Source organism: Piscinibacter sp. PDB1-1 (genome assembly GCF_056675995.1).
This window is the reverse complement of the sequence record NZ_JBWVZJ010000002.1, coordinates 393,006-408,699: the sequence shown is the minus strand read 5'-3', so window position 1 is coordinate 408,699 and position 15,694 is coordinate 393,006. Positions and strand designations below refer to the sequence as shown.

The following is a 15,694-nucleotide window of genomic DNA, read 5'->3' as shown; positions in this document are numbered from 1 at the left end:
GGCTCCGCGGGCGTTGCTTGATCTGGCGCTTCACTCTGTTCGCTTCACGACTGCGTAGCGCGCAAGCGTTTTTGCTCTGGCTTCTTCGTGCATCACGATGGGCTCCGGGTAGTTGTCGCCCAGCCGCACGCCGGCTTCCACCAGATCGTTCGGCCGCGCCAGCCATGGTGCGTGAATCGCCTTGTCTGACAGCTTCGCGAGTTGCGGCAGGTAGCGCCGGATGAACTTGCCTTCGGCGTCGAACTTCTCGCTCTGGCTCACTGGGTTGAAGATTCGAAAGTAGGGTTGAGCATCGCAGCCTGTCGACGCCGCCCATTGCCAGCCGCCGTTGTTCGCGGCGAGATCGAAATCGTTGAGCGTTTGCGCAAAGTAGCGTTCGCCCCGGCGCCAGTCGATGCCCAGATCCTTCACCAGAAAGCTGGCCGCGACCATGCGAAGGCGGTTGTGCATGTAGCCCGTCTGGTTGATCTGCGCCATGGCCGCGTCGACCAGCGGGTAGCCGGTGCGGCCCTCGCACCAGGCGGCGAACAAGGCGTCGGCATGCTTGCCGTGTTCCCACTTGATCGCGTCGTACTCCGGCCGAAAGCTGGCATCCACCACGCGCGGGTGGTGGTGCAGCACCTGATGGTAGAAATCGCGCCAGATGAGTTCGGACAGCCACGTCGCCGATCCACTCGACCCCAGGTTCGATCGCGTCGCGGCCTCGTGGGCGAGTTCACGAATCGACAGCGTCCCGAAGCGCAAGTGAACCGACAGGTAACTCGGCCCCTTCACCGCAGGGTAGTCACGCGCGGTGTCGTAGCGCTCGATGCGGGTCAAGAACTCCGTCAGCCCCTCGCGAGCGCCCGCGCTGCCGGTGCCGAGTTTCAAGTCATGCAGGTTGGTGGGCGAGAAGCCGATCTCGTCCAGGCTGAGCAGTCCGCGGCTGAAGTCTTCGGGCCAGGGGGCGAGGCTCTCTGCGTAGGTGTGAGTGGGGTAGGGCTTCAGATAGAAGGCGTCGAGCTTGTCGAGCCACGCCCTCTTGTACGGGGTGAACACCCGAAACGGCGTGCCGCTGGCCGTGAGCACTTCCTGTCGCTCGAAGACCACGTGATCCTTGCTGGTGTGCAGCGCGACCCCGATGTTTGCGAGCGCGCCGCGCACGCAGGTGTCGCGCGCCAGGGCGACGGGGTCGTCGTCGTGGTTGGCGTAGACAGCCTGCACATGCAGCTGCGCGGCCAGTTGCGCGATCTCGTCGACCGCGACCCCGTGCCGCACGATCAAGCCCGACTCGGGGTTCAGCGTGCGCAGATCGGCGTCGAGCGCGGCCACGCTGTCGAGGATGAACTCGACCCGCCGGTCGCTGCGCGGCAGGGCGTCGAGGATGTTCCGGTCGAAGACGAAGGCACACCACACCTTGCGTGCCACCTTCAGCGCATGGAAGAGAGCGGCGTGGTCGTGGGCGCGCAGGTCACGCCGGAACCAGACCAGGGCCGAGTCCAAAACCTTTTCCATCCGGGGCAGTGTGCCGCAGGAATAAAATGCGCCCCATGCCCGGTGCCGCGATCGACCTCACCAACCAGTTCCTCATCGCCATGCCCGGCATGGCCGATGACACCTTCGCCGGCGCGGTCATCTACATGTGCGAGCACACCGACAAAGGTGCGCTCGGCCTGGTGATCAACAAGCCGATCGACATCAAGCTCAAGAACCTGTTCGAGAAGGTCGAGCTCACGCTGGACCGCGAAGACCTCGCCGATGTGCCGGTCTACTTCGGCGGGCCTGTGCAAACCGAACGCGGCTTCGTGCTGCATGAGCGCCTGGGCGGCGAAGACGAAGAGAGCGGTGGCCACTACAACTCGTCGCTGCAGATCCCTGGCGGCCTGGAGATGACCACCAGCAAGGACGTGCTGGAGGCGCTCTCCAACGGCGCGGGCCCGAAGAAGATCCTGGTCACTTTGGGCTACAGCGGCTGGAGCGCCGGCCAGCTGGAAGAAGAGATCTCCCGAAACGGCTGGATCAATGTGAGTGCCGAACCCGGCATCATCTTCGACACGCCGGTGGAGCAGCGCTACGACAAGGCACTCTCGCTGCTGGGCATCGACCCCCGCATGCTCAGCCAAGAGGCAGGGCACGCATGAGCTTGTTGGCTGTGTCCACAAGCTCACCCCGCTCATTTCTCGCTTTCGACTTCGGTACGAAGCGTGTGGGTGTGGCCAGTGGCAACACCGTCACACGCACGGCCACTCCCTTGCGCAGCGTGGCCGCCGAGGGCGATGCGCGCTTTGCCGCCTTGGGCACCTTGATCGCCGAGTGGAAGCCCGACGCCCTTGTCGTGGGCGTGCCCTTTCACCCCGACGGCGCGGCGCACGACAATACCGCCCGCGCGAGGCGCTTCGCGCGACAGCTGCACGGCCGTTTCAAGCTGCCGGTGCACGAAGTCGACGAGCGATACAGCACCACAGAAGCCCATGCCCACGGCGCGCGCGACGTGGACGCGGCATCTGCCGCCATCATCCTGGAGCAGTTCTTGAGAGACTTGCCATGAGCCACGCCCGGCCGCCCGAAGGGGCTCTTACCGCAGTGCCACGCACGGAGGTTTGCCAATGAGCACCTTGCACCTCGACGCCGAGGCCTTGTACGCCGACCTGCTGTCGGGCGTGCGCGGCTTGCTTCAACCCAACACGGCCTTGGTGGGCATCTGGTCCGGCGGCGCCTGGCTGGCCGAACGCCTGCAGCGCGATCTGAAACTCGCGGGCGAGCATGGCGTGATTTCCAGCGCGCTGCACCGCGATGACTTCTCGTCGCGCGGCCTGAGCAATGCCGACCCCACCAAGCTGCCATTCGAGATCGATGGGCGCCCGATCGTGCTGATCGACGACGTGCTCTACACCGGCCGTACCACGCGCGCCGTGATCAACGAGCTGTTCGACTTCGGCCGCCCGGAGAGCGTGACGCTTGCCGTGCTGGTCGATCGCGGCGGCCGCGAACTGCCCATCCACCCCGCCTACTCGGCGGCGCGCATCACGCTGCCAAAGGAGCACAAGCTGCGGCTCGCCCGCAGCGACGACGGCCGCTTCAGTTTCGACATCCAAGGACAGACCTGAGCGATGCAACGCAACCCCCAACTCAACAAGCACGGCGAGCTGATTCACCTGCTCTCCATCGAAGGCCTGCCACGCGCGGTGCTGCACGGCATCCTCGACACCGCCGGCACGTTCCTGAGCGTGAACGACCGCGAGGTGAAGAAGGTGCCGCTCTTGCGCGGCAAGAGCGTGTTCAACCTCTTCTTCGAAAACAGCACGCGCACGCGCACCACCTTCGAGATCGCCGCCAAGCGCCTGAGCGCCGACGTGATCAACCTCGACATTGCCAAGTCGAGTGCGGCCAAGGGCGAGAGCCTGCTCGACACGATCGCCAACCTCTCGGCCATGCATGCCGACATGTTCGTGGTTCGCCACAGCGAGAGCGGTGCGCCCTACCTGATCGCACAGCACTGCGCGCCGCACGTGCACGTGGTGAACGCCGGTGACGGCCGCCACGCGCACCCGACGCAGGGCCTGCTCGACATGTACACGATCCGCCACTACAAGAAGGACTTCACCAACCTCACGGTGGCGGTGGTGGGCGACATCGTGCACTCGCGCGTGGCGCGCTCCGACATCAACGCACTCTCCACGCTCGGCGTGCCCGAGATCCGCGCCGTTGGCCCCAAGACCCTGGTGCCTGGCGACCTGAAGGAAATGGGCGTGCGCGTGTGCCACGACATGGTCGAAGGCATCAAGGGTGCCGACGTGATCATCATGCTGCGCCTGCAGAACGAACGCATGAGCGGCGCGATGCTGCCAAGCGCCGGTGAGTTCTTCAAGAACTACGGCCTCACGCCAGAGAAGCTGGCCTACGCCAAGCCCGACGCCATCGTGATGCACCCGGGCCCCATCAACCGCGGCGTGGAGATCGACTCGGCGGTCGCCGATGGCAAGCAGAGCGTGATCCTGCCGCAGGTCACCTTCGGCATCGCGGTGCGCATGGCGGTCATGTCGACCATCGCGGGCAACAACGCCTGATCCCGGAGCGGAGAACAAAAGAAGATGAAAGTCCTGATCAAGAACGGGCGGGTGGTCGATCCGGCGAGCGGCCGCGACGAAGTGGGCGACGTGGCGATCGCAGCCGGTCGCATCGTGTCTCTGGGTGGCACCGTCAACCCCGGCTTCCGCGCCACACGCACCATCGATGCCACGGGCCTGGTCGTCGGGCCAGGGCTGGTCGACCTGGCCGCGCGCCTGCGCGAGCCGGGGCATGAGCACGAAGGCATGCTCGAATCCGAGATGGCCGCGGCCGTGGCCGGCGGCGTGACGAGCCTGGTGTGCCCACCCGACACTGACCCGCCGCTCGATGAGCCGGGCCTGGTCGAGATGCTCAAGTTCCGCGCGCGCAACCTCAACCACTCGCATGTCTACCCGCTTGGGGCGCTCACGCGCGGCCTGACGGGCGAGGTGCTGACCGAGATGGCCGAGCTGACGGAAGCCGGCTGCGTCGGTTTCTCGCAGGCCGAGGTGCCGCTCACCGACACCATGGTGCTGCAGCGCGCGTTGCAGTACGCCTCGACCTTCGGCTACACCGTGTGGTTGCGCCCGCAGGATGCTTACCTCGGCAAGGGCGTGGCAGCCAGCGGCGCACTGGCCACGCGCCTGGGCCTGTCGGGCGTCCCGGTGATCGCCGAGACGATCGCGCTGCACACGCTGTTCGAGCTGATGCGCGTGACGGGCGCGCGCGTTCACCTGTGCCGGCTCAGCAGCGCGGCGGGCATCGAGCTCGTGCGCCGCGCCAAGGCCGAGGGCCTGCCGGTGAGTTGCGACGTGAGCGTGAACCAGTTGCACCTCACCGATGTCGACATCGGCTACTTCAACGCCGCCATGCGCCTCACGCCGCCGCTTCGCCAGCAGCGCGACCGCGACGCGATTCGTGCGGCCCTGGCCGATGGCACGGTGGATGCGCTCGTCAGTGACCACACGCCCGTCGATGAGGACGCCAAGAACCTGCCCTTCGCCGAGGCCGAGCCAGGCGCGACCGGGCTCGAATTGCTGCTGAGCCTGGCCCTCAAGTGGGGCGAGGAGCAGGGCTTGGAGTTGCGCAAGGCGCTCGGCAAGGTCACCAGCGAGCCGGTGCGTGTGCTCGGCGATGCGCTGGGCTCGCTCTCGTCCAGTGCGGGGCGGCTGGTCGAGGGGGGCGTGGCCGATGTCTGCGTGTTCGACCCGAAGGCCCACTGGACGGTGCAGTCTGCGTCGCTCAAGAGCCAGGGCAAGCACACGCCGTTCACGGGCTACGAACTGCCCGCCCGCGTGCGCTACACCCTGGTGGGTGGCCACGTCGCCTTCGAGGCGGGCTGAGCGCGGTGCTGCGCAACCTGCGAGCGATCTGGCGGCTGGCGTGGTGCGTGCTGCACATCGGTGCCGGCCTGCTTCGGTGCGCGGTGGTGTTCCCCTTTGCCAGCCGTCAGTCGCGCCTCGCGCAGACAGGGCGCTGGTGCGCGCGCTTGGCCCATCTTCTGGGCTTGCGCGTTCAGGGCAGCGGCACGCCGCACCACGGGCCGCTGCTGATGGTGTCCAACCACATCTCGTGGCTCGACATCATGGCCATCAATGCGGTTCAGCCGACGCGCTTTGTCTCCAAGGCCGATGTGCGCGCCTGGCCCTTGCTCGGCTGGTTGGTCGCGTGCGGCGGCACCTTGTTCATTGAGCGCGAGCGCAAACGCGATGCACTGCGCGTGGTTCATCAGATGGCCGAGTCGCTGAAGAACGGTGACACCTTGGCGGTGTTCCCGGAGGGCACAACCGGTGACGGCACCGCGCTGCTGCCTTTCCACGCCAACCTTCTGCAGGCGGCCATCTCCGCCGGCGCGCCGGTGCAACCGGTGGCGCTTCGCTATGTCGACGATGACGCAGTGCCGAGCCGTGCCGTGGTGTGGGTCGGCGACACGACGCTGGTCAGCTCGTTGTGGCAAGTCGCGCGGGGGCGGGGGCTCCAGGTCCGCGTCATGCTGCTGCCGGTGATCGACACGGCTGGCGCGGAGCGGCGAGAGCTGTCGGATCGCGTGTACGCGCAGATTGCCGGCGCGCTGGGGGAGTCGGTTGATGAAGTCGCGGCCCACACGGCTGCGGTGGCCCACTGACAAATCGCTGAGGGCTCACCGAGCCCCGTCAGACGCAGTTGATTGGCAGCAGCTTGGCCGGGATGTTCGTGCGGTCGGTACCCAATGCGCGCATGTTCTCGGGTGCGCGCGCATGGCCGCATACCCAGGCTACCGGCACGATCGGAGCGTCTTCCACCACCGCCGGTCGCAAGGTGAGCGTCTTGTCGCGCAGTGCTCCGTTGGCACGGTTGCCGAACACGATGTGGATGGCGCCTGCTTCCACCGTCACCGACTTCACCACGTTGTTGACGATCTTGTCGGCCGCCGGCAGGCCGGCCTCGGTGTTGTCCGCGGGCAGTGTCTTGGTGAGCGCCCAGGCGAGTGCGATCGGGTCCTTCGCGAGCTTTGCCAGCGGCAAGCCTTCGGCGATGTTCTCGCGCACGTACTTCACCTGAAAACTGGGAACGGCCATCAACGCCAGGATGGCGATGATCGCGACGACGACCATCAGCTCGATGAGTGTGAAGCCGCGTTCGGCAGGCAGGGCGCGGGTGGTGCGTTGCATCGCGGCCAGTGTGTCACAGTCGATGCGCGAAGGAGCCTCATGAAACGCTTCGATACCGACGCCACACGTGCTGCACTGCCGTTCGATCGGCTGGTGCCTGCGCTCCAGGACATGTTCGCGAATGGCTGCGAGGTGCCCCCTCGTCATGTGCACACTCTGGCGGAAGGCGGGCCGACGGTCTTGATCATGCCGGCATGGCAGCCCGGCCGCTACTTCGGTCTCAAGACCGTGATGATTGCCCCGGGCAACGCGCAACTCGGCCTGCCCGGCCTGCATTCCACCTACCTGCTGTACGACGCGACAACCGGCGTGCCGCTGGCCGAGATGGACGGCGATGAGATCACTTCGCGCCGCACCGCGGCGGCGTCGGCGCTCGCAGCGTCCCGGCTCGCTCGGCCCGACTCGTGCCGCCTGCTCGTCGTGGGGGCAGGGCGCGTGGCCCGCCTGCTTTCCGACGCGTATCGAAGCGTGCTGCCCATCGAGCAGGTGGAGATCTGGAGCCGCCGCCAGGCATCCGCGCAGGCGCTTGCCGAGGCGCTCGTACGCCAGGGCGTGGACGCCCGCGCAGTCGATGACCTGCCGGCCGCCGTGTCGCGCGCCGATGTCGTCAGCTCTGCCACTCTGGCCACCAACCCGGTCGTGCACGGCGCATGGCTGGCGCCCGGCACGCACCTCGATCTCATCGGCAGTTTCACCCCGTCGATGCGCGAGGCCGACGACGACTGCTTTCGACACGCCAGCCTGCACGTCGACACCGAAGAGGCCTGGCACAAGAGCGGCGACTTGCTCGGGCCGATCTCTCGCGGCGTGTTCACGCCCGACGACGTGCGCAGCACGCTGGCACGCCTGTGCCGAGGCGAGGCGCCGGGCCGGCAAAGCGTGGAGGAACGCACGGTCTTCAAGTCGGTGGGCACCGCGCTCGAAGACCTGGCCGCCGCAGTGCTGGTGTACGAATCGCACGCAGGCTGAAAGCGGTTGCTCCAGGTGACAGCAAGAGGGCGCGTACTGCGCTAACTTGGCCGGCTTGAGCTCGCTCCCCCTCGCCGCACATCTGCGCTGGTTTCGCCACCAGTGGCGGCGGCGCTTTGCGCGACCGCGGGGCGTGTGGCATCTGGCCGGGCCCGTGCTTCTGCAAGAGCTGGCGCTGGTGCTGACGGGCACGGTCGTCATGGCGATGGCCAGCCACCTCGGCGCGGCCAGCGTGGCGGCCATCGGGATGATGGATGCGCTCAACTTCCTGCTCATCGCCGTCTACGGGGGGCTGGCGGTGGGCGCCACGGTGACGGTCGCCCACTGCGTGGGGGCGGGGCGCCGAGGCGACTTGCGGGCCGTGGCCTTCAGTTCGCTGATGCTCGCGCTGGGTGCGGGGCTGCTGGTGGCGCTCGTGCTCTGGAACACGCGCGGCCTGTGGATCGGCATGCTCCTGCCGGGCGCCGAAGAGGCCGTCAAGGTGCAGGCCGACCGATACTTCCGCTGGGTGATCGTGGCCGGCATGGCCACATCCATCGTGCTCGTGAGTTGCGGCGTGTTGCGCGGCATGGCACGCACCGATGCGGCCATGCGGGTGCAGGTGGTGATGGCGCTGTCGCAGATCGTGATGGCGGCGATCTTCATGCGCGGCGAGAACGGCAGCGTCAATGGCGCCGGTGCTGCCTTGCTGCTGGCGCGCATGGGGGGCGTGATGCTCGTGCTCACCGCGCTCTGGCCCACCTTGCGCCGCGGCGAGGGCCACGCGCCGGGCTGGCCCGTGCGCAAGGAGTTCATGGCGTCCATCCTGCGCGTGGGCTGGCCGGCGGCGCTGGAGTCGTCGTTCTTCCACCTGGGCAAGCTTGTCACGCAGACCATCGTGGTGGGCCTGGGCACGACGGCCATGGCAGCCAATTTCATCGCGTTCTACGTGAGCGCCTTTCTGAACACGCCGGGCACCGCACTGGGCGTGGCGGCCACCACGCTCGTCGGGATGCGGCTGGGGGCGGGGCGGGTCGAGGCAGCGCAGCGCGCCTTGCGCCGCGTGATCCGCAGCGCGAACTGGTGCTTGTCGACGCTGGCGTTGCTCGTGCTGCCCTTTTCGTGGTGGCTGGCCGGGCTGTTCGGCAACAACGAAGAGGTCACGCGCCAAGCGGCCTGGCTGATCGCGCTGAGTTGCGTGTTCATGCCGGCATGGGCCGGCTCCTGGGTGCTGCCGGCGGGGCTGCGTGGCGCGGGTGACACCCGCTATGGCCTGCTGGTGGGGAGCTCCACCATGTGGGGGCTGCGCATCGGTGCCGGCTACGTGCTCGGCATCGTGTGCGGCCTGGGCGTCGTGGGGGTCTGGCTGGGGATGTTCGCCGACTGGATCGTGCGCAACATCCTCTTTCGCAAGCGCATGCGCGGTACCGCGTGGACGCGGCACCGGCTCCTGCGCTGACGCTCAGCCCTTCTTGCCCTGGCTGGCCACGGCGGCCGCGGCCTTGGCAGCCGCTTCGACGTCGCCCAGGTAGTAGCTCTTGATCGGCTTGAGGTCGGCGTCAAGCTCATATACCAGCGGGATGCCGTTCGGGATGTTCACACCCACGATGGCGTCGTCGGCGATGTTGTCGAGGTACTTCACCAGCGCGCGGATGCTGTTGCCGTGGGCCGCGATCACGATGCGCTTGCCCGCCTTGATGGCCGGGGCGATGCTGTCGTTCCAGACCGGCAACACGCGCGCCACGGTGTCCTTCAGGCATTCGGTGAGCGGGATGTCTTCGGTCTTGAGCTTTGCGTAGCGGATGTCGCTTCGCTGGCTGAGCGGTGCGTCAGCGGCCAGCGGCGGCGGCGGCGTGTCGTAGCTGCGGCGCCAGACCAGCACCTGTTCGTCGCCGTACTGTTTGGCGGTCTCGGCCTTGTTGAGGCCCTGCAGGCCGCCGTAGTGGCGCTCGTTGAGGCGCCAGTGGTGCACCACCGGCAGCCAGGTGCGTTCCATCTGATCGAGCGTGTGCCACAGGGTCCAGATGGCGCGCTTGAGCACCGAGGTGTAGGCCACGTCGAAGTCGTAGCCGGCTTCCTTCAGCAGGCGACCGGCCTGCTTGGCCTGCTCGACGCCGGTGGGCGTGAGTTCCACGTCGACCCAGCCGGTGAAGCGGTTTTCGAGGTTCCAGGTCGATTCACCATGGCGGATGAGCACGAGTTTGTACATGGCAGGGTCAAGCGCGCGGAGCACGGCAGTCGGGAAAGGGCCGAATTCTATAATTCGCCTTTGCCTCCAACTGCCCGGGCTCCCTCTGTGAAATTCTTTCTCGACAACTGGTATCTGATCGTGGTGGCCCTGATTTCGGGCGGCCTGCTGGCTTGGCCGCGGCTGCGTGCAGCCAGCGGCGGTGGCGAGGTGACAGCGTCCGAAGCGGTGCAGCTCATCAACCGCGAGCGTGCCGTCCTCATCGACGTGAGCGAGCCGGCCGAGTACGCCGCTGGTCACGCCGGCGGGTCCAAGAACGTGCCGCTGGCCAAACTCGAAGCGGGCAGCGACCTGCCGAAGAACAAGACGCTTCCGCTGGTGGTCGTTTGCGCGACCGGCGGCCGCGCGACGCGCGCTGTTGCCATCCTGCGCAAACTGGGCTTCGAGAACGCGCGCGCGCTGGCGGGCGGCCTGAAGGCCTGGCGCGAAGCCAGCCTGCCGGTCGAGAAGTCGGCCTGAACGGAGCCCGCCCATGCAAGCCGTGAAGATGTACACGACGCTGGTGTGCCCGTACTGCCAGCGCGCCAAGCAGATCCTTCAGCAGCGAGGCGTGGACCACATCGACGAAGTGCGGGTCGATCTCGACCCGGCCCAGCGCGCCACCATGATGGAGATCACCGGCCGCCGCACGGTGCCCCAGATCTTCATCGGCGACACCCATGTCGGCGGCTGCGACGACCTCATCGCGCTCGACCAACGTGGCGGCCTGATGCCCCTGCTGCAAGCCTCCTGAGCGTCACAGGCGCTCAGACATAATCCGCCGTTCTGGCCGCGCCCGGTGCGCGGCCTTCCATTTACAAGATTGCGAGACCCACATGGCCGACGAGACCAATGCCACCCCCGTGTTCCAGATTCAGCGCATCTACCTGAAGGATCTGTCGCTCGAGCAACCGAATTCGCCGCAGATCTTCCTGGAACAGGCCCAGCCGCAGGTCGACATCAATCTCGGCCTGGCTGCCGCACCCGTGAGCGATGGCATCTACGAAGTGAGCGTGACCGCCACCGTCACCACCAAGGTCAACGACAAGACGCTGTTCCTGGTGGAGGCCAAGCAGGCCGGCATCTTCGAGATCCGCAACATCCCCGACGAGCAGCTCCAGCCCATCATCGGCATCGCCTGCCCGCAGATCGTGTACCCGTACCTTCGCGCCGTGGTGTCCGACATCTGCACGCGCGCCGGCTTCCCGCCGGTCATGCTGGCCGAAGTGAACTTCCAGGCCATGTTCGAAGCTCAGCAGCAGCAAGCCATCAACGGCTCGGCTGCCCAGCCGAACTGATCGCCGCGCGAACGGCCACGCCAAGGCGATGAACCTCACGCTGCTCGGTGCCGGTGCCTGGGGCACGGCGCTGGCGGTGAACACGGCCGCACGCCACAGCACCATGCTGTGGGTGCGTGATGCGCAGCAGGCTGCGCACATGCAGAGCGCACGCGAGAACGCGCGTTACCTGCCCGGCTCGGCGCTGCCGCCGTCCTTGCAGGTTTCGCACGATTTCGACGCGGCAGTGGCCCATGCACGCGATGGCTTGGTGATCATCGCCACCCCGATGGCGGGCTTGGGCGAGATGCTGCAGAGGCTGCCCGAATCCGATCTCGGCGTGTTGTGGCTGTGCAAGGGGTTCCAGGAGCACACCGGCCTGCTGGGTCATGAGGTGGCGCGCACCCTGCGGCCCAACGCCCGCGTCGGTGTGCTCTCCGGGCCCAGCTTCGCGCAAGAGGTGGCGCGCGGGCAGCCCGCAGCGCTTGTCGCCGCCAGCGCAGACGAGGCGCTGTGCGAGCGGGCCGTGGAAGCTTTCCACAGCGACAGTCTGCGGATCTATGCCTCCAGCGATCCCGTGGGTGTCGAGGTCGGTGGGGCGGTGAAGAACGTGATGGCGATCGCCACCGGTATTGCGGACGGCATGCAGCTCGGCCTCAACGCGCGTGCCGCGTTGATCACCCGGGGCCTGGCCGAGATGACTCGCCTCGGTACCGCGCTGGGCGCGCGGGCCGAGACCTTCATGGGATTGAGCGGCCTGGGCGACCTGGTGCTCACGGCAACCGGAGACCTCTCGCGCAATCGCAAGGTCGGGCTTCGGCTGGCACAAGGGCAGGGGCTTGCGCAGATCCTGCAGGAGCTCGGGCATGTGGCGGAGGGCGTGGCTTGCGCCTCGACTGTGCTACAGCGAGCACGGGCCTGCGGTGTCGACATGCCGATCACCGACGCGGTGGTGCGGGTGCTTGACGGCCGCATCAGCCCTGCACAGGCGATCCAGGAGCTGATGTCGCGCGATGCGCGGCGCGAGGTCTGAGCAAATCCCTCAGCCGCCGCTTTCGTAGCCGTTCTGGCGCCAGGCTTCGAACACGGCCACGGCCACGGTATTGCTCAGGTTGAGGCTGCGCTGGCCTTCTCGCATGGGCAGGCGCACGCGGCGGCTGCTCGGGAAGCTCTCACGCAGTTCAGCCGGAAGCCCCGCGGTCTCCGAGCCGAAGACCAGCCAATCCCCCGCCTGCCATGACGCCGATGCAAACGGCTGGCTGCCATGCGTGGTGAATGCGAACAGGCGCTCGGGAGTGGGCTGTGCCCCTTCGAGGAAGCTCGCCCACGATGCGTGCCGTCGTACCGGCGCGTACTCGTGGTAGTCCAGCCCTGCGCGGCGCAGGTTCCGGTCATCCATCGAGAACCCGAGCGGCTCGATCAGGTGCAGGGCGCAGCCCGTGTTGGCAGCCAGGCGGATCACGTTCCCGGTGTTGGGCGGGATCTCGGGGTGGACCAGAACGATATTGAACATGGGCCGATTGTCGCGGCGCTCAGCCGGCCGGGCGCGGCGTGCGTGCGAGCGCCCAGGCTTCGACATGGGCTGCGCCGGCTGCTTTCAGCGCGGCCGCTATCTCGGCGAACGTGGCCCCCGTGGTCATCACGTCGTCTATGACGGCGACCGAACGGCCGCGCAGTCCGTCCGCACGTCCAGATGCCACCGCGAACGCGCCGCGCACATTGGCAGCGCGCCGATCCAAGGGGAGAGACAGTTGATGGGGTGAGTCCTTGGTCCGTACGAGAAGCCGCGCATCGCTTTCGATGCCGAGCGCCGGGGCCACGCGGCGAGTGATCTCCCACGCCTGGTTGTAGCCGCGTTCACGCAGCCGCTGTGCGCTCAGAGGCACGGGCAGCAGGAGGCTCGGGGGCGAAGCCGTGGTCTCGCGGTCGGCTTGCGTCGAAGCGAGCAAGGACGAAAACACCTGCGCCAGATCCAGAGCGCCGTGAAACTTGAACTGCGTGATGAGGCTCGACCACGGGTGGGCATAGTCGACCGCCGCAATGGCGCGGTCAAAGCGGGGCGGCGCGGTCAGGCAGCTGCCACAGACGGCCACCCCGTCGGGGACCTGGATGGCGCATTGCGTGCATCGCGGCACCCGTGGCGCGAATCGCCGCAGGCAGGCCTCACAAAGAGCCTGCTCTCCCCAACTGCGGCAGACGGCGCACAGGCTCGGCACGTGCTGAAGCAGGCGAGTGAAAAGCATCGGCTCAATATACTGCCGCACTCCATGAGCGCCCCCTCGCCCCCCACCCTGCGGCACATCGATGCGATGTGTGTGCGTGCGTGCCTTCGTCGGGCGGCCCGGGCCCAGGAGGCGCCTTGGCTGCACGCAGAGGTGGCGCGCCGCATGGCGGAGCGCCTCGAGATCATTCGCCTGAAGCCGCAGGCCGTGCTCGACTGGTGGTCGTTTTCTGGAGCAGGGCAGGGGCTGCTCAGGCAGGCGTATCCCGATGCGGGCAGCCTCATCGTCGAACCCACTGAGCCGCTGCGCGAGCGCAGCCGGCAAGCCTCCGTGGCGCCATGGTGGACACCGCGCCGCTGGGTAGGCGCGAGGCCCCAGGTCGTCGACGCCGACGCGGTACCGGCCGGCAGCTTGCAGCTGGTGTGGGCAAACATGATGCTGCACGCGTCGGTCGATCCGCCAGCGCTGTTCTCGCGCTGGCAACGCGCGTTGGCGGTCGACGGCTTCGTAATGTTTTCCTGTCTGGGCCCGGGCACCTTGCGCCAACTGCGAGAGATCTACCAGCGGCTCGGCTGGGGCCCGGCGATGGCCGATCTCGTCGACATGCATGACCTGGGGGACATGCTGGTGCAGGCCGGATTCGCCGACCCTGTCATGGACCAGGAGGTGTTGACTCTGAGCTGGGACAGCCCCGAAGCCTTCTTGAAAGAACTGCGCAGCTTGGGTGCCAATGCGTCGCCTGACCGCTTTTCGGGCCTGCGCACACCGAGGTGGCGCGCGCAGTTGCTGAGTGAATTGAAGACGATGTCCGGGCCGGATGGGCGGCTGAGAATGGAATTCGAGGTGGCGTACGGGCATGCTTTCAAAGCCGCGCCCCGAGCGGCTTTGAGTGCCGAAACCACGGTGTCGCTGGACGACATGCGCGCCATGGTGCGCACAAAGACGCCCCGCCCGTAACGCACCACCCCGAGAAGCAAAAGAGCCTGCGTTAAACTCGCAGGCTTGAAAAAATGCAGGCTCAGCCGAGCCCGCCGGCCTTTGCGCGGGCTTATGGACTCAAGGCTGAAGGTCGGTGCCGAGGGAAAGCTACACGTTCTCAGTCACTGCCGGTGTGCTGGCATCGATGCGAATCTTGAAAACTGAAGCGACCATGATGAAGATGACGAAATCACTTTGCCAGTCTATGTGCATGAGAGTCGGGCAGATGGGCTTGGCCATGAGCGCACTGCTTGCCTCATCTGCCGCCATGGCCGTGAACAACCTGCCGGGCGGTCCGGCAGTCAATCAGCTCGACCTGCACCCGGCCGTCACCAAGATCGCCAGCGAGCAGCAGCATCTTCACTACATGATGATGATCATCTGCCTGGTGATCTTCTTCGCCGTCTTCGGCGTCATGTTCTATTCGATTTTCAAGCACCGCAAGTCGAAGGGCCACAAGGCCGCCAACTTCCACGAGAGCGTGAAGGTCGAGATCGCCTGGACGGTGGTGCCGTTCTTCATCGTGATCGCGATGGCGCTGCCCGCCACCAAGGCCGTGGTGGCCATGAAGGACACGAGTGCCGCCGACCTGACCATCAAGGCCACGGGTATCCAGTGGAAGTGGGGCTATGACTACATCAAGGGCGAGGGCGAGGGCATCGGTTTCCTCTCCACGCTCGACGTGACGCATCGCGAGATGTCCGATGCCGGCAAGCCTGCAGGCGACGACTACCTGCTCAAGGTCGACAACCCGCTGGTCGTCCCGGTCGACAAGAAGGTTCGCATCATCACGACGGCGACCGACGTGATCCACGCCTTCATGGTGCCGGCCTTCGGTATCAAGCAGGACGCCATCCCCGGTTTCGTGCGCGACACCTGGTTCCGCGCTGAAAAGGTCGGCGACTACTACGGCCAGTGCGCTGAGCTCTGCGGCAAGGAGCACGCCTACATGCCGATCCATGTGAAGGTGGTGTCTGCCGAGGACTACACCAAGTGGGTCGACGTGAAGAAGAAGGAGGCCGCTGCCAAGGCTGACGACCCGAACAAGGTCTGGGTGCTCGCGGATCTGGCCGCTCGCGGTGAGAAGGTGTACGCCGCCAACTGCGCCGCATGCCACCAGGCCAATGGCAAGGGCGCGGGCCCGATCAAGCCGCTGGATGCTTCGCCGGTGGTGCTCGACGCCGACAAGGGCAAGCAGATCCACGTCGTGCTGAACGGCCAGAACAACGGCGCCATGCCGGCCTGGAAACAACTGAGCGACACCGAGATCGCCGCAGTCGTGACCTACACGAAGAACGCCTGGTCGAACAAGACCGGCCAGCTCGTGCAGCCGTCTGAAGTTGCGGCCGCCCGCAAGTAAACACC

General features: G+C 66.8%; 20 protein-coding genes. 14 read left to right on the top strand and 6 right to left on the bottom strand.

Going from position 1 to position 15,694, the window contains the following annotated elements; all coding sequences use genetic code 11:
- Positions 1 to 30 precede the first annotated feature (30 nt).
- Positions 31 to 1,494: a cryptochrome/photolyase family protein gene (locus AC1KAR_RS13610; protein ID WP_480318522.1), complete on the bottom strand. Its 1,464-nt coding sequence runs from the start codon at positions 1,492 to 1,494 to the stop codon at positions 31 to 33.
- 35 nt (positions 1,495 to 1,529) lie between these two features.
- On the opposite strand from AC1KAR_RS13610, the gene AC1KAR_RS13605 reads away from it, so the two are divergent.
- From AC1KAR_RS13605 to AC1KAR_RS13580, 6 genes are read left to right on the top strand one after another with little or no spacing between them, the layout of a single operon-like run.
- A complete protein-coding gene (locus AC1KAR_RS13605; protein ID WP_480318520.1) occupies positions 1,530 to 2,120 on the top strand; it encodes a YqgE/AlgH family protein in 591 nt (196 codons plus the stop codon).
- A complete protein-coding gene (ruvX, locus tag AC1KAR_RS13600) occupies positions 2,117 to 2,527 on the top strand; it encodes a Holliday junction resolvase RuvX (protein ID WP_480318518.1) in 411 nt (136 codons plus the stop codon). Before AC1KAR_RS13605 ends, ruvX begins: the two co-directional genes overlap by 4 nt.
- A gap of 58 nt (positions 2,528 to 2,585) precedes the next feature.
- Positions 2,586 to 3,086, top strand: a complete 501-nt coding sequence (pyrR, locus tag AC1KAR_RS13595) for a bifunctional pyr operon transcriptional regulator/uracil phosphoribosyltransferase PyrR (RefSeq protein WP_480318517.1) — start codon at positions 2,586 to 2,588, stop codon at positions 3,084 to 3,086.
- Positions 3,087 to 3,089: 3 nt separating this feature from the next.
- A complete protein-coding gene (locus AC1KAR_RS13590) occupies positions 3,090 to 4,046 on the top strand; it encodes an aspartate carbamoyltransferase catalytic subunit (RefSeq protein WP_480318515.1) in 957 nt (318 codons plus the stop codon).
- A 24-nt stretch (positions 4,047 to 4,070) separates the two neighbouring features.
- Positions 4,071 to 5,369, top strand: coding sequence for a dihydroorotase (locus tag AC1KAR_RS13585; protein ID WP_480318513.1), 1,299 nt, complete (start codon positions 4,071 to 4,073; stop codon positions 5,367 to 5,369).
- Between the two features lie 5 nt (positions 5,370 to 5,374).
- Positions 5,375 to 6,151: a lysophospholipid acyltransferase family protein gene (locus tag AC1KAR_RS13580; RefSeq protein WP_480318511.1), complete on the top strand. Its 777-nt coding sequence runs from the start codon at positions 5,375 to 5,377 to the stop codon at positions 6,149 to 6,151.
- Positions 6,152 to 6,179: 28 nt separating this feature from the next.
- On the opposite strand, the gene AC1KAR_RS13575 is transcribed toward AC1KAR_RS13580, so the two are convergent.
- The gene (locus AC1KAR_RS13575) at positions 6,180 to 6,677 is read right to left on the bottom strand and encodes a pilin (RefSeq protein ID WP_480318509.1); all 498 of its coding nucleotides are present in this window, start codon (positions 6,675 to 6,677) and stop codon (positions 6,180 to 6,182) included.
- Between the two features lie 39 nt (positions 6,678 to 6,716).
- On the opposite strand from AC1KAR_RS13575, the gene lhpI reads away from it, so the two are divergent.
- Positions 6,717 to 7,646 carry a bifunctional Delta(1)-pyrroline-2-carboxylate/Delta(1)-piperideine-2-carboxylate reductase gene (gene lhpI / locus AC1KAR_RS13570; protein WP_480318507.1) on the top strand — a complete coding sequence of 310 codons (930 nt, stop codon included), beginning with the start codon at positions 6,717 to 6,719 and terminating at the stop codon, positions 7,644 to 7,646.
- A 154-nt stretch (positions 7,647 to 7,800) separates the two neighbouring features.
- On the top strand, positions 7,801 to 9,084 hold the full coding sequence (locus tag AC1KAR_RS13565) for an MATE family efflux transporter (RefSeq protein WP_480318505.1): 1,284 nt from the start codon (positions 7,801 to 7,803) through the stop codon (positions 9,082 to 9,084).
- Between the two features lie 3 nt (positions 9,085 to 9,087).
- Here the strand turns inward: AC1KAR_RS13565 and gpmA are convergent, their stop codons facing one another.
- Positions 9,088 to 9,834 (bottom strand): 2,3-diphosphoglycerate-dependent phosphoglycerate mutase, encoded by a 747-nt coding sequence (gene gpmA / locus AC1KAR_RS13560; protein WP_480318503.1) that lies wholly within the window; start codon positions 9,832 to 9,834, stop codon positions 9,088 to 9,090.
- A gap of 87 nt (positions 9,835 to 9,921) precedes the next feature.
- Between gpmA and AC1KAR_RS13555 the strand changes: the two genes are divergently transcribed.
- The 4 genes from AC1KAR_RS13555 to AC1KAR_RS13540 all read left to right on the top strand — a co-directional run bounded on the left by AC1KAR_RS13555 (position 9,922) and on the right by AC1KAR_RS13540 (position 12,162).
- The gene (locus tag AC1KAR_RS13555) at positions 9,922 to 10,332 is read left to right on the top strand and encodes a rhodanese-like domain-containing protein (RefSeq protein ID WP_480318501.1); all 411 of its coding nucleotides are present in this window, start codon (positions 9,922 to 9,924) and stop codon (positions 10,330 to 10,332) included.
- Between the two features lie 13 nt (positions 10,333 to 10,345).
- The gene (grxC, locus tag AC1KAR_RS13550; RefSeq protein WP_480318499.1) at positions 10,346 to 10,606 is read left to right on the top strand and encodes a glutaredoxin 3; all 261 of its coding nucleotides are present in this window, start codon (positions 10,346 to 10,348) and stop codon (positions 10,604 to 10,606) included.
- Positions 10,607 to 10,688: 82 nt separating this feature from the next.
- Entirely contained in the window at positions 10,689 to 11,150 is a 462-nt protein-coding gene (gene secB / locus AC1KAR_RS13545) for a protein-export chaperone SecB (protein WP_480318497.1), read from the top strand.
- 28 nt (positions 11,151 to 11,178) lie between these two features.
- Positions 11,179 to 12,162, top strand: coding sequence for an NAD(P)H-dependent glycerol-3-phosphate dehydrogenase (locus tag AC1KAR_RS13540; protein WP_480318495.1), 984 nt, complete (start codon positions 11,179 to 11,181; stop codon positions 12,160 to 12,162).
- A gap of 9 nt (positions 12,163 to 12,171) precedes the next feature.
- Here the strand turns inward: AC1KAR_RS13540 and trmL are convergent, their stop codons facing one another.
- Complete coding sequence (trmL, locus tag AC1KAR_RS13535; RefSeq protein ID WP_480318493.1) at positions 12,172 to 12,642, bottom strand: tRNA (uridine(34)/cytosine(34)/5-carboxymethylaminomethyluridine(34)-2'-O)-methyltransferase TrmL; 471 nt, start codon at positions 12,640 to 12,642, stop codon at positions 12,172 to 12,174.
- 19 nt (positions 12,643 to 12,661) lie between these two features.
- Complete coding sequence (locus tag AC1KAR_RS13530; protein ID WP_480318491.1) at positions 12,662 to 13,345, bottom strand: ComF family protein; 684 nt, start codon at positions 13,343 to 13,345, stop codon at positions 12,662 to 12,664.
- Between AC1KAR_RS13530 and AC1KAR_RS13525 the strand changes: the two genes are divergently transcribed.
- Positions 13,346 to 14,308 (top strand): class I SAM-dependent methyltransferase, encoded by a 963-nt coding sequence (locus tag AC1KAR_RS13525; RefSeq protein WP_480318489.1) that lies wholly within the window; start codon positions 13,346 to 13,348, stop codon positions 14,306 to 14,308.
- A 129-nt stretch (positions 14,309 to 14,437) separates the two neighbouring features.
- On the opposite strand, the gene AC1KAR_RS13520 is transcribed toward AC1KAR_RS13525, so the two are convergent.
- Positions 14,438 to 14,569, bottom strand: coding sequence for a hypothetical protein (locus tag AC1KAR_RS13520; protein ID WP_480319452.1), 132 nt, complete (start codon positions 14,567 to 14,569; stop codon positions 14,438 to 14,440).
- Between AC1KAR_RS13520 and coxB the strand changes: the two genes are divergently transcribed.
- Positions 14,535 to 15,689, top strand: a complete 1,155-nt coding sequence (gene coxB / locus AC1KAR_RS13515) for a cytochrome c oxidase subunit II (RefSeq protein WP_480319427.1) — start codon at positions 14,535 to 14,537, stop codon at positions 15,687 to 15,689. The two genes, AC1KAR_RS13520 and coxB, sit on opposite strands and share 35 nt — an antisense overlap.
- Positions 15,690 to 15,694: the final 5 nt, after the last annotated feature.

Coding starts and splice junctions, on each gene's coding strand:
- AC1KAR_RS13610 (WP_480318522.1), bottom strand. CDS start 1,494: ATGGAAAAGGTTTTGGACTCGGCCCTGGTCTGGTTCCGGCGTGACCTG.
- lhpI (WP_480318507.1), top strand. CDS start 6,717: ATGAAACGCTTCGATACCGACGCCACACGTGCTGCACTGCCGTTCGAT.
- grxC (WP_480318499.1), top strand. CDS start 10,346: ATGCAAGCCGTGAAGATGTACACGACGCTGGTGTGCCCGTACTGCCAG.
- AC1KAR_RS13605 (WP_480318520.1), top strand. CDS start 1,530: ATGCCCGGTGCCGCGATCGACCTCACCAACCAGTTCCTCATCGCCATG.
- gpmA (WP_480318503.1), bottom strand. CDS start 9,834: ATGTACAAACTCGTGCTCATCCGCCATGGTGAATCGACCTGGAACCTC.
- AC1KAR_RS13520 (WP_480319452.1), bottom strand. CDS start 14,569: ATGGCCAAGCCCATCTGCCCGACTCTCATGCACATAGACTGGCAAAGT.
- AC1KAR_RS13575 (WP_480318509.1), bottom strand. CDS start 6,677: ATGCAACGCACCACCCGCGCCCTGCCTGCCGAACGCGGCTTCACACTC.
- pyrR (WP_480318517.1), top strand. CDS start 2,586: ATGAGCACCTTGCACCTCGACGCCGAGGCCTTGTACGCCGACCTGCTG.
- AC1KAR_RS13590 (WP_480318515.1), top strand. CDS start 3,090: ATGCAACGCAACCCCCAACTCAACAAGCACGGCGAGCTGATTCACCTG.
- ruvX (WP_480318518.1), top strand. CDS start 2,117: ATGAGCTTGTTGGCTGTGTCCACAAGCTCACCCCGCTCATTTCTCGCT.
- coxB (WP_480319427.1), top strand. CDS start 14,535: ATGTGCATGAGAGTCGGGCAGATGGGCTTGGCCATGAGCGCACTGCTT.
- AC1KAR_RS13540 (WP_480318495.1), top strand. CDS start 11,179: ATGAACCTCACGCTGCTCGGTGCCGGTGCCTGGGGCACGGCGCTGGCG.
- AC1KAR_RS13585 (WP_480318513.1), top strand. CDS start 4,071: ATGAAAGTCCTGATCAAGAACGGGCGGGTGGTCGATCCGGCGAGCGGC.
- trmL (WP_480318493.1), bottom strand. CDS start 12,642: ATGTTCAATATCGTTCTGGTCCACCCCGAGATCCCGCCCAACACCGGG.
- secB (WP_480318497.1), top strand. CDS start 10,689: ATGGCCGACGAGACCAATGCCACCCCCGTGTTCCAGATTCAGCGCATC.